Source organism: Aquimarina megaterium XH134 (genome assembly GCF_000520975.1).
GTDB classification, from domain to species: Bacteria; Bacteroidota; Bacteroidia; order Flavobacteriales; family Flavobacteriaceae; genus Aquimarina; species Aquimarina megaterium.
The window spans coordinates 1-25,209 of the sequence record NZ_JACB01000069.1; the positions used below are offsets into that span (position 1 = coordinate 1).

A 25,209-nucleotide genomic window follows, 5' to 3' on the forward strand; every position below is an offset into this window, starting at 1 on the left:
TAACTATTTAAGATGTTAGGCCTTCAAAAAAATGATTAGAACCATATTAAAACCTAGTTTTTAGAATTAAATAAAAACGAAAAACTATGAATTTTACCAAATACTTTATAAATATCTCCTTAAGTATATTGTTGTCGGGGATTGCGTTTTCCCAAGAAAAGCGAATGGCTAAAGCTGATGAAAGCTTTAATCGTTATGCCTTTGTCGATGCCCGTAAAATATATCTTCAAGTTGCAGAAAGTGGCTATGAATCTGCAGATTTGTTTAAAAAACTTGGAGACTCTTATTATTTTAATGCCCGGTTAGAGGATGCAATTCCTTGGTATGAAAAACTAACTACTAAGTATGCAGATGATATTGATCCCGAATATTTATTTAGATATTCTCAAAGCTTAAAAAGTATACAACGATATGAGGAAGCAGATAAGATAATGGAGCAATTTAATACGATTACTGGTAATGACCAAAGAGCAGAATTCTTTATGAATACCAGAGATTATTTAAAATTTATTGAAATGCAGTCCGGTAAGTTTAGACTATTAAAATTAAGTATAAACTCTAAATACTCTGATTATGCACCTAGTTTTAATAATCAGGGAGAGTTGATATTTGCATCTTCGAGAGGAGGAGGAAGTGGAATGAGTAAGGTTGTTCATGAATGGGATGAAATGCCATTTCTGGATTTGTTTTCTTCAACGATTATTGAATCTAATGGGATTTTACAAACACCCAAAAAGTTAAAAGGGAAAATAAATACAAAGTTTCACGAATCTTCTACTTCTTTTAGTAGTGATGGACAAACAGTATATTTCACTCGTAATAATTATCTTAAAAGAAAATTAGGATCTAATGTAGAGGGGACTATATTACTAAAAATATATAGAGCAACACTCGAAAATGATAAATGGACAAACATAGAAGAGTTATCTTTTAATAGCAATGAATATTCTATAGCCCACCCTGCATTGAGTGCAGATGGAACTAAACTTTATTTTGCAAGTGATATGCCCGATAGTAGAGGACTTTCTGATTTATATGTTATTGATATACATGAAGATGGTACTTTTGGTGAACCCAAAAATCTGGGAGATAAAATTAATACTGAAGGAAGAGAAACTTTTCCATACGTTAGTGATTCGGGACGATTGTATTTTGCTAGTGATGGACATATTGGTTTAGGTGGATTAGATATTTTTGTAACTGTTCCCGAGGAATTTGGAGAGTTTTCTATACCTTATAATGTAGGGAAACCAGTAAACAGTTCTGAAGACGATTTTACCTTTGTATTAAATGAAAATACAAAAATTGGATATTTCTCAAGCAATCGAGCAGGAGGAAAAGGAAATGATGATATTTATAGTTTTAAGCAAACAGAAGAATTAATTACTAAATGTAATCAATATGTTGAAGGAGTAGTTACAGATGCAAGTTCTAGAGGAGTTTTGGTAGATGCCGAAGTGTTTTTATTAGACGATACTAATAACGAATTACAACGTACAGTTACAGATTCGAAAGGGAGATATAGGTTTGATCTCGAGTGTGATACTTCCTATATTGTTAGAGCAAATAAGATAGGGTATGGCCCTACAGAAGCGCTTCTTACGGCAAATAATGTATTAGAACATAAGCATGACTTAGCTCTGCAACTTAGCAAAGGCGGATTGGCCGAAAAAGAAGTGAAACCAGGTGATGATTTGGCTAAACTATTAGATCTGGAGATTATATATTTTGATTTAGATAAATCTTTTATAAGGCCAGATGCAGAAATAGAATTACAAAAAATTATTGCAACACTTAACGAATACCCCGATTTAAAGATTGATGTTAGATCTCATACAGACAGTAGGGCAGATGATGATTATAATATGTATTTAAGTGAACGCAGAGCAAAAAGCACGATTAAGTATATAGTAGAAAAAGGAAAGATAGATAGATATCGCGTAACGGGTAGAGGATATGGTGAAACTGCACTTATTAATAAATGTGCAGATGGAGTACCATGTAGCGATAATGAACATCAACTTAACCGCAGAAGTGAATTTATTATACTACAATAATGATAGTACATAAAACGTTTTGGCTTTGATATTGATTTCATATACCTTTGCTATCCTAAATTTTATCTGTTGTAGTTATAGTTTTTATTACTGCAATATTTCAACACAAAATAACACAAATTATAATGGAAAAAGCTCAAGAATGGTTCAATTACGGTATTGAACTGGCAAAAGAATTTGGCCCTAAACTCATTACAGCCATCCTTATTTATATTATAGGATCATGGGTTATTAAGAAATTAATTAGCAGTGTTAGACAGGTGATGTCTAAAAGTAAGTATGATGAATCTTTGCAAAAGTTTTTATTAAACTTATTGACCTGGTCCCTAAAAGTATTCCTCATCATTCTCGTAATTTCAAGATTAGGTGTCGATGTCACTACTTTTGCTGCTGTAATTGCTGCGGCTGGTTTGGCAGTTGGTTTAGCACTACAAGGATCTTTATCTAATTTTGCAGGAGGAGTGCTTATTATGATTTTTAGACCATACAAAATAGGAGACGTTATAGAGGCACAAGGCGTATTGGGTGTAGTTAAGGAAATTGAAATTTTTACAACAAAATTAACTACTCCTCAAAATAAGTTAGCTATCGTTCCTAATGGAGCAATGGCAAATGGTAATATCATTAACTATACGGCAGAAGGAATGATGAGAGTAGATATCACAATAGGTATAGGTTATGATGAAAATATAAAAAATGCAAAAGATGTATTGCTAGGAGTTTTAACATCAAACCCTAAGATAATGAAAGACCCTGCGCCTTCTGTAAATGTTAGCCAATTAGGAGAAAGCTCTGTCGATTTGGCTGTTCGTCCTTACTGCACTCCAGAAGATTATTGGGATGTGTATTTTACTACATTAGAAAACTGTAAACTAGCTCTTGATGATGCAGGTATTGAAATTCCTTATCCACACTCAGTAGAAATTCATAAAGAAAGTTAATCGTATAAAATAAATTGAAATTAAAAATCACTTTCTATTTTTTATGGAAAGTGATTTTTTTTGTAAACTGCTTAAATTTAGTAGGTTAAAAATATCAGAGGTCAGAATGATAATATAATAACCTAAACCTATTATCTATTTTAGTATTGAAAAATAGGATTTATACTTTTATCTTGATAAAAAATTACAGTTTACCTATCCATAATTGACGTTTTTTCAATAATCTAAAAACAGTTAAAAAGCGTAATACATCGGTTAAAAAGCTGTATTTCTATATTTTTTATGGAATATTCCTACTTTTTTAATGAATTCACAACATTTTGCATAGCTCTATTTTTATTGTAAGTAATTGGTAATTAAGTATTTGTGATTTTGGGGATTGATGAAAATGTTAATTTTGTTTATTTTTTTGATAATATGATTAGACATTTATTTTTTTATGGTAAAACCGGAATAATTATGTGGTGTTTCAGTGTTCGGTTTTAACAAATAGTAACTATCTTTAAGTATTGTTTTTAAGCAAAACATAATGTAATAATTACAGGATAAAAAACTTATTTTCTTACCCCTCCCTGAGTTTTATATTCGATATTGTTTTGTAAAAGGATATGTAGTTTTTCATCTAAGTAGTGATAATATACTTTTATGAATAAACGAACACTTTTATTGTCAAATTGCATTAATGAGAAAAATAAGTAATAATATAAAATCAAAAACCTCTGTTTTTGGAGGTGTTTTGAGCGTAGTACTAAAATAAAAAGTAATAAATAAATGTGTAAAACTGTAGATTTTTAATGTTAGTTTCTTTTATAAAAAATATATATCATTAAAAATTAAGGTTAAGACAAAAACAACCCCGCGATTGTAAAACTTTGGCGAGCCAACAAAAGCAGGGTCTGAATAGCGATTAATTTAAAATAAATCAATCATTATGAGTAGACTATTATTTCATGCGTCTAGAAATTGTCAATTTCGATTTTCAATTGACGGGATGCTTCTTTCCCTTAAGGAAAAATACATATCGTTTTTCTCCTCTTTCCGAAGGGTGAAATATAGTAATTCTTTATCTTTTTTACGGACTTACCGTACATTTTTTATCACTTTCTTAACACGATATAATACCAGAAAAACTAATGCTTTATCTGTAGTTAATCTTGTATTAGAATTTAATGTACACAGCTACAAGTTGTTAAGATCTTTTTTGATGTTTATTTACCACGCTATACAGTATAATGACGCCAAATTTTATTTAGGCCATAGCTATGCTAATACTAAAATCAATGACTATAAATTACATAACAACAGTATAATAAAGTATAAATTAAGAAATAATGAAAAAGAAAAATTAGGCTAATTATGATATGAATAATTAGTCAGTAAGAAACATTTTGACAATGTGTTTACTTAAACCTTCCGTTTTTAGGGGTAATTTCGGGAGGTTTTTTTTGTCTAAAAAAGATTAAATAGTAATTAGTTGTGAAAATAGAATTTGATAAGTGATATCAGATTTTAAGTGTTTTTTAAATCAGAATTATGTACATACAAGAGCTTTGTTGTAATAAGCCATAAATATTACAATACAGAAAAGCTATGGTGCATATGTTTAAGTTAAATTAAGTAGATTGTAAAAGAGTTGTCTGATATCATAACAGACAGCTCTTTTTTATTAAAAATAATCGATGTTTTTATATTTTAGCAATTATGATAGATATAAAACTTCTCGAATACTTAGAATCATTTCTTACTCCAAGACGACAAGGTTTAAATAAAAAAGTTTTGGAACAACGTACAAATCATTTTACGGTAGCAGTCGAAGATGTGTATCAATTGCATAACACAAGTGCGGTGATACGTAGTTGTGATGTATTTGGAGTCCAAAATGTACATGTAATTGAAGAGGTAAATGCAAAACGTATAGACCGTGAAATTGCAATGGGTGCTCAGAAATGGGTAGATGTTAATCGATATTCTACTACCAAAGAATGTCTGGCTACGCTACAAAAAAAAGGATATCAAATCGTTGCGACTACCCCGCATGATGATTCTAAAGTTTTACAGGATTTTGATATTGATAAACCAGCTGCATTTTTCTTTGGAAGAGAACAGCAAGGGCTAAGCGATCAGGTTCTTGAAGCGGCAGATGCCAAATTACATATCCCAATGGTTGGATTTACAGAAAGCCTTAATATTTCGGTTTCAGCTGCAATAATATTACAATATGTTACATCTAAACTTAAAGAAACAAATAGCAATTGGCAATTATCTGAAGAGGAAAAATTAGAAAAACGAATGGAATGGGCAAAGAAAGTGATTAAAAGCCATGAACAAATTATTGCACGATATCATGAGAATGAGTAACTTTCTAACATCTAACATCTAACATCTAACATCTAACATCTAACATCTAACATCTAACATCTAACATCTAACATCTAACATCTAACATCTAACATCTAACATCTAACATCTAACATCTAACATCTAACATCTAACATCTAACATCTAACATCTAACATCTAACATCTAACATCTAACATCTAACATCTAACATCTAACATCTAACATCTAACATCTAACATCTAACATCTAACATCTAACATCTAACATCTAACATCTAACATCTAACATCTAACATCTAACATCTAACATCTAACATCTAACATCTAACATCTAACATCTAACATCTAACATCTAACATCTAACATCTAACATCTAACATCTAACATCTAACATCTAACATCTAACATCTAACATCTAACATCTAACATCTAACATCTAACATCTAACATCTAACATCTAACATCTAACATCTAACATCTAACATCTAACATCTAACATCTAACATCTAACATCTAACATCTAACATCTAACATCTAACATCTAACATCTAACATCTAACATCTAACATCTAACATCTAACATCTAACATCTAATATTATGGTTACTTGGTTCGAAATTCCGGTTATAGATATGAAAAGAGCTAAAGCTTTTTATGAAAAAGTTTTTGATATAGAAATTAGTCTTCATGATATGGAAGGAGTACAAATGGGGTGGTTCCCTAATCAAAATCAAGCAGGAATTGCTACAGGAACATTAATCTATGCTGGAGAACATTATAAGCCTAGTGAAGATGGAGTTTTGGTGTATTTTTCTTGTGATAATGTTGCTAATGAAATGAGTAGGGTAGCAGATGCAGGAGGGAAAGTAGTTTTAGACAAAAAGCAAATTTCTGAAGAACATGGATATATGGCGTATTTTGTAGATTCAGAAGGAAACCGAATTGCATTACATTCTTTACGTTGATATGTAGATTACTTTCTATCTAATATTTTATATTCCTCATAGCATTCACTTATGGCATCGAGAATTTGAAGATCATTTGCAAATTTTATAAAATCAACAGAATAATTGCAATTACGTAAAATCTCATCTATATCTAACCGCCCTACTTGTAGAAGAGCCATTAAGGTAGCACGATCAAATTTAGTCTCCAAAAGGTTCCTAATCTCATCGTCTTTTTTCATTTTACGTAATTTCCTTAACTCTTTTGAGCGTTTGCTAAATATATTATATAAAAAATCAGCAGGATTAAAGATAGCACCTAACACCTTGTTTACGGCACCAGGTTGTTTATTACCACCTTCATAACCAGAATTCAATCCAGAAATACTATACCTATAATTATTGTAAACAGGGATTCTTTTAGCATCAATCTCTAGGTAGCCTGTTAGTTGTACATCGGCAACAACTACCTCTTCTAATGCAATTCCCAGCTCGGTCATCTTAATCTTAACTTCTCCAAACTTAACCCAATCGTTAGTTACTCTAACCTGTAATGGTTTGTACCCTATATAAGAGAAATATAGAGTGTCATTTACTTTTGCAGGGATATTAAAATCTCCCTTTTCATTAGTAATTGTTCCTATGACTTGACTAAGATTAACGATATGAACATTTTCTAGTATCTGATCATTAGCAGCATTTAATACTTTTCCTGATACAGTACTTGAATCATTCTCCTGAGCATAAGTAGTTATACCTGCTAATAGGGCTATGTAAAATAATACTCTCTTCATGTATATAATATGACGTTCAATTTTAAATAATATAACATAAAAATCGCGCCAAAAATCATATTTATTTGTTAAGTTCTTATATTCAGTAATTTACTAAAAAGTAATTTTTGAATATACAAAGGACAAAACCTCTGATTTATCTGCGATCACTACGTTTTCTACGATCTCTTTTTCGATTACCTCCGCTACCTCTATCTTCTTTTGAATCAAAACGTTTTCTGCCTTTGGGTTTAAATCCATCACTTCTACGTTTTCCTTTAAAACCACCATCATTATCGCGACGACGTCTTCCTCTACGACCAGAATCTTTAGATATTTCTACATTAACCTTTCTTCCTTCCATTCTGAAATCTTCAAAAACCTGAAGAACTCGTTCCTGATGTTCGGTATTGGTGTTGAAAAAAGAAAAACTTTCCTTGACATCTACTCGGCTTAAGGAATCACTTCCTAACTCTAATACTTCTTTCAGGAAATCCTTTAAAGTCATCCAATCAAATCCATCTTTTTCTCCTACGTTAATAAAGTAACGTGTACTGCCATCACTACCAGAATTGCCTTCTCTTTCGTTTACAGCATTTAGATCTCTAGATTTTTTGTAATAATTATGAAAACGAGAAAACTCTACCGAAAAGAACTTTTTGATCAATTCTTCTTTAGAAAACTCTTCTAAAACTTCATTAATAGATGGTAAATAACTATCGATTTCATGATTTATTTCTGCTTTTCCGATGTCACTAGCTAAGTGAAAGAGTTGAACCTGACATATTTCTTCTCCACTAGGAATCTCTTTTTTCTCAAAGCTCTTCTTAATGATTCGTTCTACAGATCTAATTTTTCTGACTTCGCTTTTGGATACGATAACCATAGAAACACCACTTTTTCCTGCACGTCCTGTTCTTCCGCTTCTATGTGTGTACGTTTCTATCTCATCAGGAAGTTGATAATTAATTACATGAGTAACATCATCTACATCAATACCACGTGCAGCTACATCTGTAGCTACTAACATCTGTATTTGGCGATTTCTAAAGCTTTTCATTACCAAATCACGTTGATTCTGACTTAAGTCGCCATGTAATGCTGCGGCATTATATCCGTCACCAATAAGATTTTCTGCTACTTTTTGAGTATCTCTTTTGGTACGGCAAAAAATTACAGAAAAGATATCAGGATTTGCATCTGCCAGTCGTTTCAAAGCAGCATACCGATCACGAGAATTTACTACATAATATTCATGAGAAACGTTTTTAGAACCAGTATTTTTATGCCCTACAGTAATTTCTATAGGAGTTTGCATAAATCGTTTTGCAATGGTAGAAACTTCTTTTGGCATTGTTGCAGAGAATAGCCAGGTATTTTTATCTTCAGGAGTATGAGACAAAATGGTATTGATGTCTTCATAAAACCCCATATTTAGCATCTCATCAGCTTCATCTAATACACAATAACTAATATTGGTAATGTCTACCATTTTACGGTTGATCATATCCTGCATTCTCCCAGGAGTTGCCACTACAATTTGGGCACCACGTTTTATTTGTTTTGCCTGATCCGTTATACTTGCTCCACCATAAATTGCTACAGTGTGCAATCCAGGAATATATTTAGAGTAGTTTTTAAGTTCGTTAGTAATTTGTAAACAAAGTTCGCGAGTAGGAGAGAGGATTAATCCTTGTGTAATCCTGCTATTGCTATCAATTTTTTCGATTAAGGGAAAACCGAAAGCTGCTGTTTTTCCTGTACCAGTTTGTGCTAAAGCAACAATATCTGTATCTTCCTTTAATAAAATAGGGATTGCCTTTTCCTGTACTTCACTTGGGGTTTCGAAACCCATATCATTCACCGCCTTAATAATGGCTTCACCAAGACCTAACGCTTCAAATTTATTCATATAGCTAAAAATAAGCCGCAAAGGTACGGTTTATTATCTGTCTATTACAATAACGAGTAACTTATTATAGTGTTGCAGAAATTTATTGAAGAATGAATTTTTATAGTATCAGAAAAATAGAATAAAAAGATCAATGTCTAATTAGTGTATCATTGTTTTTTCTCAAAAAAATACTATGGTTTTTTTATAACTTCAATTTCAAAAAGTTTATCCCAGTTTTTACCAGTAACAAATAACCGTTTGGTATTTGCATTATATGCGATACCATTTAAAACATCCAGTTTTTCATGCTGCGTTACTTTTTTACGAAGACCACTAAGATTAATAACTGCTTCTAAAGCACCACTGTTAGGATTAATTATGGCAATTCCATCTTTTTGCCAGGTATTAGCATAAATTTTTCCGTCAACCCATTCTAATTCATTAAATCTGGATTTAACACCTTTGTTTGTAGTGACTTCTATATAATCTTTTTCTACAAGGGTGTTAGGATCTAGTATCCAGATTTTTTCTGTACCATCGCTCTTGTAGATCTGATTTCCATTATTACATAATCCCCAACCTTCTTTACTTTGGTTATATGCAAAACTTCCGGTTTTCTCTAAGGTAGTAAGATCATAGATAAATCCTTCTTTAGATGTCCAGGTTAGTTGAAATATTTTATTATTCATAATGGTAATCCCTTCTGCAAAATATTCCTTTGCTATATCTTTTTTTACAAGAATTTCTCCGGTTTTATAGTCAAGTTTCCGTAAAGAAGACATTCCTTTTTTACCAGTACTTTCATATAACGTATCACCAAAAAATTCTAATCCCTGGGTAAAGGCTTCTTTATCATGAGGGTATTCTGCAATAATTTTGTAAGAATATAATTTTGGAGATATATTATTAAGAAAAGCGATCTTTTTGGTTATAGTGTCGATATTTCCATCATAAAAAACTTGAGCCGTTAAGATGTGATTTCCTAGTTTTTCATCATCAATTTTTTCTTCATAACTGAAATCTTTTTTAGAAGCTACCTTTTTATTATCTAAAAGAAAAGTAACAGAGTCAATTTTTATATTTTGAGCGTTTATGATGTTTGCTTTTATAGTCTCACCAAGCATAAATTTGGTTTTATTACCCTCGGTATTGATAGAAAAATATTTTTTTCGCTTATCTTGATTACTTCCACAAGAAAAACTGAGTATGCTTAAAATAATGATGACGAAGGAGTTATGGATCTTCATTGTGATAATTAAATTTTAAGCAAGATATTTATTTTAATTGGGTTTAAAAAATCATTGTTTTATATCCTAAAGATTGTATCTTTGCAGCGGCAAGTCCTACACAACTAGCTCCTGTTGAATCCTCCAGGGCGGGAACGCAGCAAAGGTAGACGGTTGTAGCAGTGTGATGTAGGTAGCTTGCCTTTTTTTGTGCCTTAATTTTTGATGTAATTTAAATTCCATTGATACCTAAATTGCCATCATTTGTTTCCCATCATTTTATATTTTGAGATTAGTAGATCGTTAATCAGAATTGTATATTTGCGATTATGAGCACAAATCAAAAAGATACTGTAGTTTTAATTACAGGAGGGTCTTCTGGGATAGGAAAATCAATAGGAATATTTTTGGCACAAAAAGGATATATTGTATACGGTACTAGTCGTAATCCATCTCGATTTCCTGATTTTGAGTTTTTTACACTTTTAGAGTTAGATGTAGCAGATACGAACAGTATCAATTCTGCTATTGCGACCATAGAACAAAAGCATGGAAGATTAGATGTGTTAATTAATAATGCCGGAGCTGGTATTACAGGACCAATAGAAGAAATTCCTAATGAAGAAATAGTAAGAAATTTTACTACAAATTATTTTGGCCCAATCAATGTTACCAAAGCGGTTTTACCAGTAATGCGAAAACAGGGAAGTGGATTAATCATTAACATCACTTCTATTGCAGGGTATATGGGATTACCGTATAGAGGGATTTATAGTGCTTCTAAAGCAGCATTAGAGATGACTACCGAAGCCTGGCGAATGGAATTGAAAGATTTCAATATTAGAATGACTAATGTAGCTCCTGGGGATTTTGCAACCAATATTGCTGCAGGGCGCTACCATGCTCCCGTTATTAAAAATTCTCCATATGAAAAACCATATGGAGATACATTAAAACTAATGGATAGCCATGTAGATTCGGGTAATGATCCTTTAGAAATGGCCGAAGCAGTTTTTAAGATTATAAAAAACAAAAAACCAAAAGTACACTATAAAGTAGGAGCATTTATGCAAAAATTTTCTATTGTGCTAAAACGAATATTACCAGATAGAATGTATGAGAAAATGCTGATGAATCATTATAAATTATAATGTGTAGTTCTGTAATTAAATATAGAAGCGTTATGGATTCGACAGATGAAAGATATTTTTTTAATTAACAAAAAGAATTTATTAGTCTACAACGATTATTTTTATATTCGCGATCTATAAAAGCGCAAAATTTAAACACAACAATTTTAAAAACAATACTATGAAATTTTTTATTGATACTGCAAATCTTGATCAGATTAAGGAAGCACAAGATTTAGGAGTTCTTGATGGAGTAACTACAAATCCATCTTTGATGGCTAAAGAAGGTATCACTGGTAAAGAAAATATAATTAATCACTATAAAAAGATATGTGAAATCGTAACCGGAGATGTAAGTGCAGAAGTAATTTCTACAGATTTTGATGGTATTATTAAAGAAGGAGAAGAACTGGCTAAACTTCATGATCAAATTATTGTAAAAGTACCTATGATCAAAGATGGTGTAAAAGCAATCAAATACTTTAGTGATAAAGGAATTAAAACCAATTGTACTTTGGTGTTTTCTGCTGGGCAGGCCTTACTTGCTGCTAAAGCAGGAGCTACCTATGTATCACCGTTTATTGGTAGATTAGATGATATTTCTACAGATGGACTTAATCTTATTGCAGAGATAAGATTGATTTATGATAATTATGGATTTGATACAGAAATTTTGGCAGCTTCGGTAAGACATACAATGCATGTAATTGATTGTGCTAAGATCGGTGCAGATGTAATGACAGGGCCTCTTTCTTCTATAGAAGGATTGTTAAAACATCCATTAACAGATATTGGTCTTGCTAAGTTTCTTGCAGATTATAAAAAAGGAAACTAGTGTAATTTTCCTAACATATAAAATTTTAGAAAAGCTGCTCTATCGAGTGGCTTTTTAATTTTCTAAACTTGCCAATTGTGTATATTGCATAAGCTGTTTCTCAAAAACAGATGCAAACAAATCTGTACTAGGATTTATTATCTTACCATTCTGATCTACAAGAATAACTTTATTTCTATAATGAATTACCAATTCTTCTGAAGAACATTTAGGATGTTTAAACTCGTATTCATTATCTAAATTGTACCCATGCCTTTTAATAGTTTTTAACCAATTTTTTGTTTGATCAGGGTCAATATTTACAGCAATAAAATCAATACCAGGGTATAAAGAGCTAAGGTAGGTTGCTTTTTCATGAGCTTTTACATAATGATCTTTACTTTCTATAGACCAAAAATACAAAGCAGTAATCGGTTTACTAAAGAGTGAAGATAATTTAACGGTTTCACCTTTTGAAGTAATTAAATCCTGATCAGGAATAGCTTTATTGGGTCTTAATTTTGAAATATGCCTGGCAAGTTTTTTTAATTCTTTTTGTGATCGATTACTGGTACTTACAGAAAGATAATGTTTTAAAGCTTTATTTGATTCTTCATTATTTTTACTATCATCCAGTAAAAAACGAATAGTAGATCTTCTTAATAGATTATTTTTTATGTATGAATGCTCTACAACATTATCAATTAAATCCAGCTTGTAAATAAAATTCTCTAAGTTATTATCGTGTTGTAATCCATTATCATTATTAGAAATAGAAGCATTAGTGAAGTAGCAATTTAAAAACCAATTATAAGAATATAGTCTTTTTAATTCATCATCATTAAAATCAATCTGGTTTCTATAATTAAAAAAAGAGGTAGATAATTCTTTAGTTGCATCGGGGCCTCCCATTTTATAACGACTGGTAAAATAGAACTCATGCCTCATGTAGTATTCAAATATGAAACTAGCTTGAGTTAGTTTTTTTGCCAAATTACTCAACTCATTTTTGTTGATTAACTTTTCAAAAGCATCCGATTTTATGTTTAGTAAAGAATCCTGCTTTTTTTTGAAATACGAAGCAGACTGCATAAAGCCTGTTCTTTTTAAATGTTCTCTTTCAATTTCGTTTTGTAAAAACAAATCGATTAAAAAATTATTTTTTCCAGAACCTTTACCTGTAAAAACAAGAGATTCGTCAAACTCTAAAGTGTTTAAACGAATTAATACACTATCTCCTTTCTCAAGGAGTACCACCTGATATTCTGGATTATGTTTAAAAGAATACAATCCATCTTCTAAATTCTCTATTTTGTGTAGGAATCTATTATTTTTATCTAATTGTATGGTATCTCTATAATCGTAACCTTTAGATAAAATAACATAGTTCGTATTAGGGTTTACAATTTCACCGCCAAAATAAGTATATTCTTTATTATCTTTTTCAGAAGAACCACAACTGCATACAAAGCATGATAAAAAAGAAACTTGGATAAAATATCTTAGTACTGAAAATTGCATTTTTGGCGCTATAAAATTAACTTACTCTGTGTCCAAAAATAAAGGGAAACACCTATTACGCTTGTTAATTATAAGTTAATTCTATGCAGATTAACGAATTGAGCTATTAAAATCTTTCAGTTCTTGGGTTTTTGATGATAAATAAACTACAGAATAAACCTCATAAATTAATGATAGATTGTTTCAGGTTCTGAATCCATTTTTCTACTTTTGCGGCAAATTTAAACCTTACAATTTTCATACTCATGCTATCAGTTTCTAATCTTTCTGTTCAATTTGGTAAACGAATACTTTTTGATGAAGTAAATACTTCTTTTACACAAGGTAATTGTTATGGTATTATTGGTGCCAATGGCGCTGGGAAATCTACGTTTCTTAAAATTCTTTCTGGTGTGATGGAGCCTACATCGGGGCATGTACATCTAGAGCCAGGTAAACGAATGTCTGTTTTAGAACAGAACCATTACGCATATGATGAGTATACTGTATTAGAAGCAGTGATTATGGGGAATAAGCCTCTTTATAAAATAAAGAAAGAAATAGATGCTCTCTATGCAGATTATACAGATGAAAATGCAGAGAAGATAGGTGAATTACAGGTACAGTTTGAAGAAATGAATGGCTGGAATGCGGATAGCGATGCAGCAGCAATGCTTTCTAACTTGGGTATCAAAGAAGAATTGCATTATACACAAATGTCTGATCTTGATACTAAACAACGAGTACGAGTATTGATAGCACAATGTTTGTTTGGTAATCCAGATGTTTTAATAATGGATGAGCCAACAAACGACTTAGATTATGAAACTATTTCATGGTTAGAAAGCTTTTTGGCAAACTTCGATAATACAGTTATTGTAGTATCTCACGACCGTCACTTTTTGGATGCCGTATGTACACATATTTCGGATATTGATTTTAGTAAGATTAATCACTACAGTGGTAATTATACGTTTTGGTATGAATCTTCTCAATTAGCAGCAAGACAAAGAGCCCAACAGAATAAAAAAGCAGAAGAGAAGAAAAAGGAATTACAAGAGTTTATTGCGAGGTTTAGTGCAAACGTTGCAAAATCTAAACAAGCTACTTCCCGTAAAAAAATGATAGAAAAACTTAATATCGAAGATATTAAGCCATCAAGTCGCCGTTATCCTGCTATAATATTTGAAAGAGATAGAGAAGCGGGTGATCAAATCCTAAATGTAGAAGGATTAGCTGCAAGTCAAGACGGAGATACATTATTTAAAGATATTGATATTAACTTAACCAAAGGAGATAAAGTTGTTGTCTTCTCTAAAGATTCAAGAGCTACAACCGCATTTTATCAGGCGCTAAATAATAAACAAAAGGCGGACTCAGGTAAGTTTAACTGGGGAATTACCACTACTCAATCGTATTTGCCTGCAGATAATAGTGAATATTTTCAGAATGATCTTACATTAGTCGATTGGTTACGCCAATGGGCAACTACAGAAGAAGAAAGAGAAGAAGTATTTATTAGAGGATTCTTAGGAAAAATGATTTTTAGTGGCGAAGAAGCATTAAAAAAATCAAATGTATTGTCTGGAGGTGAAAAAGTTCGTTGTATGTTATCTAAAATGATGATGACAAGAGCAAATGTATTGATGCTGGATGAACCTACAAATCACCTTGATTTAGAGTCGATTACTGCATTTAATAATTCATTGAAAAAATTTAAGGGTACAGTCTTATTTACTACTCATGATCACGAGTTTGCACAAACTGTGGGTAACAGAGTTATCGAACTGACACCTAATGGAGTTATTGATCGTTACACCACATTCGATGAATATATGAGTGATCCAAAAATTAAAGAGCTTCGAGAAAAAATGTATGGCGTAAGTGTTTGATTTTATTATCAAAATCAACAAATGATAAATTAATTATAGTGTTATACCCTATAACTCTATACTTCTTCTACATAAAGTGTTTCCTTAACGGAGAGGGTAACTAAAGCGGTTTTTAAGAATAAGATTTTATTTTGAAAATTCTAAAAAGATGATTTCAAAATATGTGGTTAGCTCTGCTTATAATATAAGTTAGTGCATAAATTGATAAAATCTTAAAATTTTAGTTGTCCTCGTTAAGTAACATATTTGGATTTTAAGTTAAAAAACAATCATCCAGAAACTTTCGGTGTGCATAAAACTAAGCTACATTTATTTTGTTAAATCAAGTGGTAAGTAGTTGATTTTTAAAAAAATAAAAACTATTTTAGAGGTATGTTATGCGGTTGTCTTTTATTATTTATATAAAAGTATAAGCTTTCACCATATTCCTTCCCCAAAAATCGAAAGTAATTGCCGGTTTAACGAGTAGTTAATGAAACTTTCACAAGCGATTTATAAAATAGTATCGATGTTATTGAGAAAAATTATAAGTATCCTTTTTTTTGGTTTAACCATATTTTCTTTTGCTCAGTGTAAAACCGCAGAAGATAAAATCACTCAAGATAAACCTTCTCATCAGCCCTTAACATCTATGAAAAATGATATGATTATTTCAAAACTAAACAGAAATAAGTCTATGGAGCTTCATATTAAAAAGGTAATAAAACCAGGAGATCCAGCTACTCATTTTGAATATACGGTATATAATACTGCGACAAAAAAAATTATAAAACAAGGCTATTTTAGAGGAGCTAATGTTGATTGGAATGATAATACCTCTATAAAGCTTATTCCTTACATCGGGATGGAACAAAAACCGACTTCCGAAAATCCTGATGATTTATTGCTGTCAGATACACAAATACAAATAACAATTATTAATTTAAACAACTAACTCATGACACACAAATTTTATTTTCGAAGATTGGCTTTTCTTATCTTTCTACTAATTGTTTATTCTGCATGCGATAAAAATCAAGAACAAGAGCATACAGAAATAAGCACTGTAGAAACTTCTAAAAAACTCAAAAAAAAGAAAGATTATAACAAGAAGAAAGGAATTGAAATCATAGCAGAGTATAAGGCAAATCTTTTAAAACCTATTGGCGCTGAAGAATCTACCTATAAGGATGGTTTTTTGATGACAGAACATCAAAAAGCTATGAAAAATAGATCTACGGCCAAGAACTCTAGCATTATTAAATGGAAAGAAAGAGGGCCTGTAAATGTGCCAGGTAGGATACGTGGTATTGTAGTGGCCCCCGATAATGATGATAAATGGTATGCCGGTACAGTTGGTGGCGGACTTTGGGTAACCGAAGATGCTGGAACCACCTGGGAGAATCTTACAGATTATAAAATACCTAACCTGTCTACATCTACTGTTGCAGTGGGGACAAGCGACCCCGAAACATTGTACCTGGGGACAGGTGAGCCTTTTAATAATTTAGATGCAATAGGAGGAGTAGGTGTTTTAAAAAGTGTAAACGGAGGCCGCAGTTGGGAATATCTCAATAACACCAAAAGTTTTGGAGGAGTTGGTCGATTGGCCTTAAATCCTGAAGATGAAAATAACCTTGTTGTAGCAAGTAGAAACGGTGTCTATGTTACCTCGGATGGAGGAGTAACATGGCAGAATACGTATAGTGGAGGAAATGTTCAGGATCTTAATTATGATCCTACTAATTTTAATACTCTATATGGAGGCGTAAATAGTGTAGGAGTAATAAAAAGTACAGATGGTGGATTAACATGGGACTTAGTGTTGAATAAAGATGATTACAATTCAAACCATTCACGTTTTGAGCTTGATGTTTCTCCAGCTAACCCGAATAGAGTTTTCATTTCGGTGTACACTGGTAGTGGAGGAGCAACTACTGCAGTGAATACCGATTTTTATCTTACCAGTGATGCAGGAGAAACGTTTAGATTAATTGGTTTTGAAGGAACTCCTGCAGCAGGAAATTTGATTACTGGGCAAGGATGGTATGACAACATAATAAGAGCACATCCTTTTAACGAAAATGTTTTTTATGCAGGAGGAGTAGTGATGCATAGAGTACAAATAGTTAAAGCAGGAACTGGTATTAAAAGTAAAGATGGACCAGTAAGTTATACTTTTCAGCCTATCGCAGCAGGTTATAATGGCGAATTAAATAATTATGTTCACGTAGATCAACATGGTTTAACATGGATTAAGAAAAGAAAAGAAAAAAAGTTTAAATTAATCCTAGCTAATGATGGAGGAATATATCATACCGATTATCTATTCGAACCGGGAACAACGCTTAATGATTGGTCTACTTCTGCAGTAGGACTTAATTGCACACAGTTTTATGGAGCCGATAAACGTAACGGTACAGAAGATTATATGGCTGGAGCACAAGATAATGGAACCTGGATATCATTTACCGAAAATGGAGCAAACGATGAAACCGCATATCAATTTATTCTTGGAGGAGACGGGTTTGAAGTATTATGGAATTATGATAATCCTGATGAGTATATAGGAGGTTTTCAATTTAATGGTTTTGTACGTTATGAGAATGGTCAAGGATTTAATGCAAGGCATGGAGAATCGGGTGCAGGAACATCTCCTTTTTATTCTAAAATTACAAATTCAAATAATAACCCTAATGTACTCTTTAGCCCTTCTATTAGCGGAGTTTGGAGATCCCCTGATTTTGCAAAATCATGGCAATTAACTTCTATTCCAAATAATTTTTCGGTAGGAGCTTCAAGTTCATTAGATGTTTCTGTGTCAACAGCTAACCCAGATATTGTATGGGCTGGTAATGCAATGACAGAATCAGGAAGTTATGTGATTCATGTTTCTAAGAATAATGGAGTGTCTTATGAGCCTACAGCTTTATTCTCTGACCCAAGAGACGGTGTTAATCATAATTATTTTATTTCAGGAGTAGAAACTTCATCTACAAATGAGAATAGAGCTTATGTATTATTTTCTGGACAGGGAGCTGCTAAAATATTAAAAACAGAAGATTTAGGGCAAACCTGGGAAGATATTTCAGGGTTTTCTACAGGAGAAGATAGAGGATTTCCGGATGTCGCAATTCATAGTTTGGTAGAAATGCCTTTTGATGAAGATAGAATTTGGGTAGGAACAGATATTGGGGTGTTTCAAACATTAGATGGAGGAGCACACTGGTCCCTCCTGGCTGGATTACCAGCTTTTTCTGTTTGGCAAATGAAAATTGTAAATGATGAAGTAGTTATGGCAACTCATGGTAGAGGAGTTTGGACCGCTACTCTTGAGGAACTAGAAGGGTATGAACCTCCTACATACTATGCCCCTCCAACAATTACTGCCGCAGCGCAAGAATCTGTAGAAAATCAGAATGCAGCGATTACTTATGTACAGGAAAATGAGGAAATAGAGAAAATAATAGTGTATTTAGATGGAGAAGAAATCGCACAAATTACAGATAATATCGAGCAAGGTACCGAGTTTACTTATACGATAGAGAATTTAACAGAAGGAAACCATACTGTTGGATTGAAAGCCGTTGATAGTACAGGAGATACATCTGTTGCTTCGTCGACATCATTTGATATTATAGACTATACAGTTCCAAAAAACCTTGTATCTATTACAACTTTTGAAATGTCTGATGTATATACTTTTGGAGGAGAGTTTGTTATCAATACAGTTAATGAAACAGTAAGTCAGGCGGTTCTTAATAATTCTGCACATCCCTATTTAAATGATTCAGAATATCGTACTGTTTTAAGGCATCCTATTATTGTTAATGCAGAGAATGGAAATTTTATATACGAGGATGTTGCAATCACAGAATTTGATCCTGCACCGGGTCAATTTTATGATTACGTAACTATAGAAGCTTCTAGTAACTTAAAAGATTGGGTACGATTAGATGCTTATGATGCACAAAGATTTCCAGAATGGACAGATGCCTTTAATTCTGGCCCTTCTCCAACAATAAATGATGAGTTGTTTAAAGAACAATCAATCAATTTATTAGACTTTTTTCAGGAAGGAGATGTTATTGCGGTACGTTTTCGATTAATTTCTGATCCTTTATTTACTTCCTTTGGTTGGGCTATTCGCTCTATAAATGCACCAGAAGAACAATTGGTCGCAGAAGAACAGGAAGAAGTAGTACAACCTCCTCGAAGTTCAGAAGGCGCTCTTTTATATCCAACAATTTCTAATGGAGAGGTACAGATTTCATCAGGAACCACAATGAACAACAGTGTAGTCGAAATATATGGGATAAGTGGTAGACTCGTATACTCAAAAAGAATTGGAACACTAAATGAATCTCAACAAACGTTGTCCCTAGAAAATCTTAAATCAGGAATGTATTTGGTTAAGGTTTTTGGAGATGGTGGGATAACAAATACAACAAGAATTGTTATTAGGTAAGCTTATTTTGTTATAACGCTAAGATATGGTATACCTATAAGTTTCTGCTTATAGGTATACTTATTTTTTTAGCCCTTCAAATTTTAAAAACATATAATCTCTCATTATAGATTCTAATGTTTCTTCAGTCTGATCAAAGAAATTATCGTCAGTAATTAATTGCCTGATAAAGTATTCATCTAATTTAACAAGAAGCTCAGACGATATGGGCTTAAAGATATTGTTTTCTATTCCTAAGATGTAAAATTGTTTTAGATCTTCGAGTAATGCACACAAAAATTCTTCAATAATTTTCCATGCTGTGGGATAATGTTCTTGTAATTGTCTTAAAAAAAAAGAAGAAACATCCTTAGCTCCTTCCATAAGAATACGCCCTAGAGTTTCACATTTGTAATCTAATTTTAAAATTTCTTCAGTAATCTGATTTTTATAAGTATACAAATAATCTATTCTTACTTGTGTGATATATTCAAAAATCTCTTCTTTCGTAGTGAAATATTGATAGATAGTAGATTTACTTTTTTTCATAAGCAAAGCCAGATCATCCATGGTTAGTTCACCTAAATCTGTAGTCTTTAATTTAGGGAGTATTGCCAGGGTCCATTGTTCTACTTTTTGGTTCTTTTCTTTTCTATTTTTGAGTATAGATTTTCTTCCCACGTTTGATAAGTTTACTAAAATCAAACTACTTAGTATAAAGTAGTTCTGCCTTTTTGTTTTCCGTTTTTCAAACTTAATCGTTTACAACATAAATAACCAAAAAGTTATGTGAAAATATCTATGGATAAAGGTTAATCCTTGATTGTTTTTTATATAAACGAGATAAAAAATTATAAGATTATAAGGATGTAGAATAACCTTCTTCAGAAAAAAACACTATCCTCATGGTACTTTAAGAGTTTACTATTGAGGAAAGAATATTAGTAACTACAGTGATCAACACTGTAACAATAAAATTATTGGGTTTAACTATTTTATAATATTGACCCTTAGTTATTTGTAGTTTTTTTGAAATTTTCTCACTTTTTAGTTACGTGTCACTTCTTTTCTATACGTCATATTGATAAATGAACAAAGATGAAGCATAATGCTTTATTCTCTAAAAAGTAAAACATATAATTTTTATTACAATGAAGAAACTTTTATTAGTATGTACATGTATTAGCATTTTCGGAATCGCATCAGCACAAAAGAAGACATCTTTTGGGTTAAGAGGTGGAGTTAATATTTCTAATCTTTCTGATTCAAATTTAGAAACTAAACCTGGAGTTTATTTAGGAGCATTATTGAATATCAGATTCTCAAAACTTTATGCTCTTCAACCCGAAATTGGATATTCAAATCAAGGGGGTAATACTAAATTTCCTACAGGGAGCGATGTCGAAATTCATTATCTTTCGATATCTGCAACAAATAAGTTTTATGTTAAAAATACAGGCTTACATTTTTTAATTGCGCCAGGGATTGATTTTGATGTAGATGATACTCCGGTAGGGATTGTAAACAGGGATGAAGGCAATGATGTTACTTTTGTTGATGTTTCGATCGCGGTTGGTTTAGGATACGAATTTAAAAATGGAATAGGGGTAGAGGCCAGATATAAAAGGGGAACATTGGATGTTTTTGATGGAGATTTTCACAATTTTTCACAACAATCTCTTTATAGAGAAAAAAATCAATTTAACGAAGTTTTGCAAGTAGGGGTATCGTATAGATTTAATTTCTAATTATTTGCTGTTAATGGGGTATTGGAAGAAGCAAATTTCAATACCCTTTTGTATTCTTTATTGCTTTAAGAAGTGATAAGAGAAGAGGAAATTTCTTTAATTTTTGTAACATATTGGTAAGTTTATCGTTTTTTTAAAGTAATGTAATTTTATCTTTGCAAGATATTTGATAGCATAATTTTCAAAATCAACGTTTGGGTGATCAACTTATCATAGAACAAATCAAAAACAAAAATGTCAAAGTTTTTGAATCTGTATTTAAGCAATATTTTAAAGTACTTACTATACATGCCAAAAAATATGTTTTGGACATGGATACAGCACAAGATATTACACAAGAAGTATTTATAAAACTCTATGAAAGAAAAGATGAACTTATCATCCATACTTCTTTAAAATCATTCCTATATACATCTGTAAAAAACCGATGTTTGGATTATATCAAAATTCATAATATTCGCCAACAACATAAGGATATCATTCAAAAAGAATCGTCTATTCTTATAGAAGAAGACGATGAAGAAATAGCGAAAACAGAATTACAGGAAAAAATCTATAAAGCTATCAAGACTCTTCCTGATCAAAATCAAAAAATCTTTATGCTTAGTCGGTTCGAAGGAAAAACCAATCAAGAGATTGCCGATGAACTTAATATTAGCAAAAGAACTGTAGAAACTCATATCAGTAATGCCCTTAAAAAAATAAAAGCATTAGTTTTATTTGTTTTTATAGTGTTGATTATCAGTTTTTTATGAAATAATTTCATTTTTTTTTACTTTCCGGTTACGTGTAACTTCTTTTCTATTCGTCATATAGATGACTAACTATACAGAGATAATGTAAAATGCTTTGTTGTAGAGAGAAAGAATAACATATAATTTTTATTAAAATGAGATCTGTTATGAATATGCACAACCAAATTAACTTAGAATATGCTTTAATTAAATATTTTTCGGATAAAGCAACACCAGAAGAAGAAACATTTGTACAACAGTGGGCTTCTGAGAGTTCTGACAATACTTCATATTATCATAAGATTCAACGATTATGGATTCAAAGAATAGTGTTATGATATCGCTTAGAATATAAAATCAATGATTTGATCATAATAGGTGTTTTGAATATATAATCATTAAACTTTTTAGAAAATTGAAAACAAAACAAGTAATTCTTGCCTTTTGGGTGATACTTATGGGCTTTAGTAAAATATTTAGCCAACAAAAAGCAGTAGAAAAATATACAATTAGTGGGTATGTAAAAGAATCAGGTAGTCAGGAATATTTACCGGCTGTATCAATTTATATTCCGGGTAGTGCAGTGGGGACCTCTACCAATGACTACGGATTCTTTTCACTTACCATTCCTGAAGGAACACATGAATTGATTGTGTCTTTTATAGGATATGGGACCATTAAAAAATCGATTGATCTTACTAGTGATCTTGCACTTAATTTTGATATGGAACTAGAAACCGAAAGCCTTGATGAAGTTATTATAGATGGAGACAGAAGGGTGAATGAAAGCCAGGTAACTCAAATGAGTGTTGTCTCTATAAAACCTTCAGAAATAGAGGATATTCCCGCTATTCTGGGAGAAAAAGATGTAATCAAAGCATTGCAGTTATTGCCAGGGATTCAGCGAGGTAATGAAGGAAGTGCAGGATTCTTTGTAAGAGGAGGAACCCCGGATCAGAACCTGATCATACTAGATGAAGCTCCTGTGTATAATTCTAACCACTTATTTGGAATATTTTCGGTATTTAATGGAGATGCTATTAAGTCTATAGAAACTTTTAAAGGAGGGTTTCCGGCAAGATTTGGTGGTAGATTGTCTTCTGTACTCAAAATAGATACAAAAAACGGAAATAAAGAAAGGCTGAGCGGAAAAATAAACGTCGGGTTAATATCTTCATCTCTATTGGTAGAAGGACCAATTAAAAAGGGAAAAACTTCATTTATTTTTAGTGGGCGAAGAACGTATGCAGACTTATTGTCTAAACCTTTTCAAAAATCAGATCTAAAAGCCGGCTATTACTTTATGGATCTTAATTTTAAAATACACCATGTTTTTAATGAAAAAAACAAACTATACTGGAGTAATTATTTTGGACAAGATAAATTTCATGCGGTAGAAAAGGAAGCAGGGGATGATTTAAAAACAAAATTGTTCTGGGGTAACATAACCTCTACACTACGATGGAATCACCAATTTAGTGATAAGTTTTTTTCTAACACTTCTTTAATTTTTAGTAATTATAACTTTGGAATTAAAGTTGATGAAAAGTTTCAGAATGAAATTTTTAAATTGAAAACAAACTCCGGAATCAATGATTATGGAATTAAAGCAGATTTTGATTACTATCCAAACCCTAAGCATTCTATACGGTTTGGACTGGCATCTACATATCATAATTTTGTGCCAAAACAATCCAGGATAAGAGAAACAGGAGAAAGTAATTCTGATATCACACAAAAAATTGAATCTCTAGAGAGCGCTTTATATCTCGAGGATGATTGGAAAATTACCAATACGCTAAGTTTCTCTCCTGGGTTAAGGTTAACTCATTTTCAATATAAATCAACAGATTACCTTAATCTGGAACCAAGAGCAACTATTGCCTGGAATGTAAAACCCGATTTGGCACTAAAAGCTTCGTATTCTAAAATGAATCAATACATTCATTTACTTTCTAACTCGGGAATAGGGTTACCTACAGATCTTTGGGTATCTTCTACAGATCAATTAAAACCTCAGGTTTCTGAACAATATGCATTAGGAGTGGCAAAAGATTTTATGGATGATGGATATTCTATTACTGTCGAAGGGTATTATAAAAAAATGGATGATGTGATAGCATATAAAGAAGGCGCTTCATTCTTATTATTAGAAGACTTGGGAACAGGAAAAGAAATTGATTGGGAAGAAAATATTACCACAGGCCAAGGTTGGGCTTACGGTACAGAGCTATTATTACGTAAAAAAACGGGGAAACTTACAGGTTGGTTAGGATATACATTATCGTGGTCAGAAAGACAATTTGATGAGCTAAATCAAGGGCGAAAATTCTTTGCAAAATATGATCGAAGACATGACATTTCTTTGGTGGGGATTTATAAGCCTAATGATCGTATTACACTATCGGGAACATGGCTGTTTTCTTCGGGTAATAATTTTAATCTTCCGGATACCGAGTCATTATCAAACACAAGTACTTTTCCGATAACAATACCTGATCTCTCTAATGGAGGAACACCTTTTAGCACAGAGCGAAATAATTTTAGAGGAGAAAATTATCATCGTTTAGATTTAGGAATTCAATTTCATAAACGATTTTCAAAGAATAGGGAGCGTACCTGGGGATTTTCGATATATAATATTTATGGAAGAAAGAATCCTTTCTATTATTATTTTGATGATGCTAAACTTAAAAAAGTATCAATCCTACAGTTTATTCCATCAATTAATTATACCTATAAATTCTAAAAAGTGAAATCAATAAGGTCAAAATTATTAGAAAAATATAAAG

At 31.8% G+C, this 25,209-nt stretch carries 18 protein-coding genes and 1 other RNA gene; 14 read left to right on the forward strand and 5 right to left on the reverse strand.

All coding sequences use genetic code 11. The features are described 5' to 3' along the window. Positions 1-86 precede the first annotated feature (86 nt). The 4 genes from Z053_RS0126275 (at position 87) to Z053_RS0126295 (ending at position 6,301) form a co-directional block, all read left to right on the forward strand. Positions 87-2,057, forward strand: coding sequence for an OmpA family protein (locus tag Z053_RS0126275; protein ID WP_025667939.1), 1,971 nt, complete (start codon positions 87-89; stop codon positions 2,055-2,057). A 125-nt stretch (positions 2,058-2,182) separates the two neighbouring features. Then, a complete protein-coding gene (locus tag Z053_RS0126280) occupies positions 2,183-2,998 on the forward strand; it encodes a mechanosensitive ion channel family protein (RefSeq protein WP_025667940.1) in 816 nt (271 codons plus the stop codon). Positions 2,999-4,699: 1,701 nt separating this feature from the next. Further along, entirely contained in the window at positions 4,700-5,356 is a 657-nt protein-coding gene (locus Z053_RS0126290) for a TrmH family RNA methyltransferase (protein WP_025667941.1), read from the forward strand. A gap of 579 nt (positions 5,357-5,935) precedes the next feature. Further along, a complete protein-coding gene (locus Z053_RS0126295) occupies positions 5,936-6,301 on the forward strand; it encodes a VOC family protein (RefSeq protein ID WP_025667942.1) in 366 nt (121 codons plus the stop codon). Positions 6,302-6,309: 8 nt separating this feature from the next. Here the strand turns inward: Z053_RS0126295 and Z053_RS0126300 are convergent, their stop codons facing one another. The 3 genes from Z053_RS0126300 to Z053_RS0126310 form a co-directional block, all read right to left on the reverse strand. Then, on the reverse strand, positions 6,310-7,074 hold the full coding sequence (locus Z053_RS0126300; protein ID WP_025667943.1) for a carboxypeptidase-like regulatory domain-containing protein: 765 nt from the start codon (positions 7,072-7,074) through the stop codon (positions 6,310-6,312). A 136-nt stretch (positions 7,075-7,210) separates the two neighbouring features. Then, entirely contained in the window at positions 7,211-8,965 is a 1,755-nt protein-coding gene (locus Z053_RS0126305) for a DEAD/DEAH box helicase (RefSeq protein WP_025667944.1), read from the reverse strand. Positions 8,966-9,138: 173 nt separating this feature from the next. Continuing rightward, complete coding sequence (locus Z053_RS0126310; RefSeq protein ID WP_025667945.1) at positions 9,139-10,194, reverse strand: glutaminyl-peptide cyclotransferase; 1,056 nt, start codon at positions 10,192-10,194, stop codon at positions 9,139-9,141. An 87-nt stretch (positions 10,195-10,281) separates the two neighbouring features. Here Z053_RS0126310 and ffs point away from each other — a divergent pair. The 3 genes from ffs (at position 10,282) to fsa (ending at position 12,138) form a co-directional block, all read left to right on the forward strand. Continuing rightward, positions 10,282-10,380: signal recognition particle sRNA small type (ffs, locus tag Z053_RS30915), an RNA gene on the forward strand. A 122-nt stretch (positions 10,381-10,502) separates the two neighbouring features. After that, a complete protein-coding gene (locus Z053_RS0126315; RefSeq protein WP_025667946.1) occupies positions 10,503-11,324 on the forward strand; it encodes an SDR family oxidoreductase in 822 nt (273 codons plus the stop codon). Between the two features lie 160 nt (positions 11,325-11,484). Further along, positions 11,485-12,138 carry a fructose-6-phosphate aldolase gene (gene fsa / locus Z053_RS0126320; RefSeq protein WP_025667947.1) on the forward strand — a complete coding sequence of 218 codons (654 nt, stop codon included), beginning with the start codon at positions 11,485-11,487 and terminating at the stop codon, positions 12,136-12,138. A 54-nt stretch (positions 12,139-12,192) separates the two neighbouring features. Here the strand turns inward: fsa and Z053_RS0126325 are convergent, their stop codons facing one another. Beyond that, positions 12,193-13,638 (reverse strand): TlpA family protein disulfide reductase, encoded by a 1,446-nt coding sequence (locus Z053_RS0126325; RefSeq protein WP_025667948.1) that lies wholly within the window; start codon positions 13,636-13,638, stop codon positions 12,193-12,195. Positions 13,639-13,883: 245 nt separating this feature from the next. Between Z053_RS0126325 and Z053_RS0126335 the strand changes: the two genes are divergently transcribed. From Z053_RS0126335 to Z053_RS0126345, 3 genes are all read left to right on the forward strand, one after another. Beyond that, a complete protein-coding gene (locus Z053_RS0126335; protein WP_025667949.1) occupies positions 13,884-15,509 on the forward strand; it encodes an ABC-F family ATP-binding cassette domain-containing protein in 1,626 nt (541 codons plus the stop codon). A 472-nt stretch (positions 15,510-15,981) separates the two neighbouring features. Next, positions 15,982-16,443: a hypothetical protein gene (locus tag Z053_RS0126340; protein ID WP_035096970.1), complete on the forward strand. Its 462-nt coding sequence runs from the start codon at positions 15,982-15,984 to the stop codon at positions 16,441-16,443. Between the two features lie 3 nt (positions 16,444-16,446). After that, positions 16,447-19,956, forward strand: coding sequence for a T9SS type A sorting domain-containing protein (locus Z053_RS0126345; protein ID WP_025667951.1), 3,510 nt, complete (start codon positions 16,447-16,449; stop codon positions 19,954-19,956). Between the two features lie 60 nt (positions 19,957-20,016). On the opposite strand, the gene Z053_RS0126350 is transcribed toward Z053_RS0126345, so the two are convergent. Then, a complete protein-coding gene (locus tag Z053_RS0126350) occupies positions 20,017-20,616 on the reverse strand; it encodes a TetR/AcrR family transcriptional regulator (RefSeq protein ID WP_025667953.1) in 600 nt (199 codons plus the stop codon). A gap of 470 nt (positions 20,617-21,086) precedes the next feature. On the opposite strand from Z053_RS0126350, the gene Z053_RS30560 reads away from it, so the two are divergent. The 4 genes from Z053_RS30560 to Z053_RS0126370 all read left to right on the forward strand — a co-directional run bounded on the left by Z053_RS30560 (position 21,087) and on the right by Z053_RS0126370 (position 25,166). Next, positions 21,087-21,683 carry a porin family protein gene (locus Z053_RS30560; RefSeq protein ID WP_025667954.1) on the forward strand — a complete coding sequence of 199 codons (597 nt, stop codon included), beginning with the start codon at positions 21,087-21,089 and terminating at the stop codon, positions 21,681-21,683. Positions 21,684-21,877: 194 nt separating this feature from the next. Then, complete coding sequence (locus Z053_RS0126360; RefSeq protein ID WP_025667956.1) at positions 21,878-22,438, forward strand: RNA polymerase sigma-70 factor; 561 nt, start codon at positions 21,878-21,880, stop codon at positions 22,436-22,438. A gap of 146 nt (positions 22,439-22,584) precedes the next feature. Beyond that, positions 22,585-22,755, forward strand: a complete 171-nt coding sequence (locus Z053_RS31700; protein WP_160170152.1) for a hypothetical protein — start codon at positions 22,585-22,587, stop codon at positions 22,753-22,755. Positions 22,756-22,832: 77 nt separating this feature from the next. Next, entirely contained in the window at positions 22,833-25,166 is a 2,334-nt protein-coding gene (locus Z053_RS0126370; RefSeq protein WP_025667958.1) for a TonB-dependent receptor, read from the forward strand. Positions 25,167-25,209 lie beyond the last annotated feature (43 nt).

Excerpts from the sequence above, each read along its gene's own strand:
- Z053_RS0126275 (WP_025667939.1), top strand. The coding sequence starts at position 87 with ATGAATTTTACCAAATACTTTATAAATATCTCCTTAAGTATATTGTTG.
- Z053_RS0126280 (WP_025667940.1), top strand. The coding sequence starts at position 2,183 with ATGGAAAAAGCTCAAGAATGGTTCAATTACGGTATTGAACTGGCAAAA.
- Z053_RS0126290 (WP_025667941.1), top strand. The coding sequence starts at position 4,700 with ATGATAGATATAAAACTTCTCGAATACTTAGAATCATTTCTTACTCCA.
- Z053_RS0126295 (WP_025667942.1), top strand. The coding sequence starts at position 5,936 with ATGGTTACTTGGTTCGAAATTCCGGTTATAGATATGAAAAGAGCTAAA.
- Z053_RS0126300 (WP_025667943.1), bottom strand. The coding sequence starts at position 7,074 with ATGAAGAGAGTATTATTTTACATAGCCCTATTAGCAGGTATAACTACT.
- Z053_RS0126305 (WP_025667944.1), bottom strand. The coding sequence starts at position 8,965 with ATGAATAAATTTGAAGCGTTAGGTCTTGGTGAAGCCATTATTAAGGCG.
- Z053_RS0126310 (WP_025667945.1), bottom strand. The coding sequence starts at position 10,194 with ATGAAGATCCATAACTCCTTCGTCATCATTATTTTAAGCATACTCAGT.
- Z053_RS0126315 (WP_025667946.1), top strand. The coding sequence starts at position 10,503 with ATGAGCACAAATCAAAAAGATACTGTAGTTTTAATTACAGGAGGGTCT.
- fsa (WP_025667947.1), top strand. The coding sequence starts at position 11,485 with ATGAAATTTTTTATTGATACTGCAAATCTTGATCAGATTAAGGAAGCA.
- Z053_RS0126325 (WP_025667948.1), bottom strand. The coding sequence starts at position 13,638 with ATGCAATTTTCAGTACTAAGATATTTTATCCAAGTTTCTTTTTTATCA.
- Z053_RS0126335 (WP_025667949.1), top strand. The coding sequence starts at position 13,884 with ATGCTATCAGTTTCTAATCTTTCTGTTCAATTTGGTAAACGAATACTT.
- Z053_RS0126340 (WP_035096970.1), top strand. The coding sequence starts at position 15,982 with ATGAAACTTTCACAAGCGATTTATAAAATAGTATCGATGTTATTGAGA.
- Z053_RS0126345 (WP_025667951.1), top strand. The coding sequence starts at position 16,447 with ATGACACACAAATTTTATTTTCGAAGATTGGCTTTTCTTATCTTTCTA.
- Z053_RS30560 (WP_025667954.1), top strand. The coding sequence starts at position 21,087 with ATGAAGAAACTTTTATTAGTATGTACATGTATTAGCATTTTCGGAATC.
- Z053_RS31700 (WP_160170152.1), top strand. The coding sequence starts at position 22,585 with ATGAATATGCACAACCAAATTAACTTAGAATATGCTTTAATTAAATAT.